The following is a 1407-nucleotide window of genomic DNA, read 5'->3' on the forward strand; positions in this document are numbered from 1 at the left end:
TAAAATTACTTATGCACTTAGTTGCAAGCAAAAGTATTTATTCTGAAATAAAGGAATTTCGATTAAAGCCTTTTTTATCTATTTCAACCACAATCCCTGGTGGGGCGAACGCTTATTCGCCCTACAACGTGGTTTATTTACTTGGAATTTACTAATACTAAATAATTCGTAATGGGGCGAAGGGCATTACCAATTATTCTTATCTCATATATAGCAATCCCAAATAATTTGTGAAATGTTACGTGTTAGGGTTGTTAACACTTAAGTAGGTAAACTTAATTAAACATAAAACAATGGTAGGGTGCGTTATCGCAAAGCATAACGCACCTCAATTGCTATAGTCTACAGAGGTGCGTTAGCCTACGGCATAACACACCCTACATTTATTGACATATACGTATGACGTTTTTTTAAATTGAGCTACTTAACAGTCAACAGTCAACACCGATATTATTCACAACTGAAATAGGATTGCTTCACTTACATCCCAAAGCGATCGCATGATGGCGGATATGATCTTCAATAAAAGTGGAGATGAAATGATAACTGTGGTCGTAACCTTCTTGATAACGTAAGTTTAGTGGCTGGTTAACATCTGCACAAGCTTGCTCAAATACTTCTGGCATTAATTGTTCAGCTAAAAATTTATCAACAGTGCCTTGGTCAATGAGGATCGAACTGTGATATCCAACTTTTTTAACTAATTCACTAGCATCATAAGCACGCCAAGTTTCTTTATCGCTACCAAGATAACCACTGAAAATTTTTTGACCCCAAGGACAACGCATAGGTGCAGTAATAGGTGCAAAAGCTGATACTGATTTGTATAGTTGCGGATTTCTCATTGCACAGACTAACGCCCCATGTCCCCCCATTGAATGACCAAAAATACTTTGTTTATCCCATCGCGCCGGGAAGTTTGCAGTAATTACAGCAGGTAATTCTTGGACGACATAACTATACATTTGGTAATATTGACGCCACGGTTCTTGTGTGGCATCAACATAAAACCCCGCACCTGTGCCAAAGTCCCAATCATCATCCTCACCTGGAATGCCAGTATGACGCGGGCTAGTGTCTGGTGCAACCAATATCAAACCGTACTCAGCTGCAAAGCGCTGCACCCCACCTGCTTTGACCATAAAATTCTCTTCAGTGCAAGTCAAACCAGAGAGAAAATAGAGAATAGGCACAGGTTGTTGAGTTGCTTGTGGTGGTTGATAGATGGCAAAGCGCATTTCACCTTTGCAGGTTGACGACGCATGACTATAAAAACCGACTTTACCACCAAAGCTTTTATATTCTGAAATCAAATTGAGGCTAGGCATTAGTTATCTAATATAAGCTAGAAGACTCCCGCTACACCGTTCGCATAGCGTTCCGCAGGAAAGGTTAGCGGGATGATGA

The 1407-nt window shown here is 40.0% G+C and carries 1 protein-coding gene; it reads right to left on the reverse strand.

Annotated elements, in window-relative coordinates; translation table 11 throughout:
• Positions 1 to 476: 476 nt before the first annotated feature.
• Positions 477 to 1328: an S-formylglutathione hydrolase gene (gene fghA, locus GNE10_RS34460; RefSeq protein ID WP_185570502.1), complete on the reverse strand. Its 852-nt coding sequence runs from the start codon at positions 1326 to 1328 to the stop codon at positions 477 to 479.
• Positions 1329 to 1407 lie beyond the last annotated feature (79 nt).

Origin of the sequence: Nostoc sp. 2RC (assembly GCF_014222165.1) — a bacterium.
Taxonomy (GTDB): Bacteria; Cyanobacteriota; Cyanobacteriia; order Cyanobacteriales; family Nostocaceae; genus Nostoc; species Nostoc linckia.

Excerpts from the sequence above, each read along its gene's own strand:
- fghA (WP_185570502.1), bottom strand. The coding sequence starts at position 1,328 with ATGCCTAGCCTCAATTTGATTTCAGAATATAAAAGCTTTGGTGGTAAA.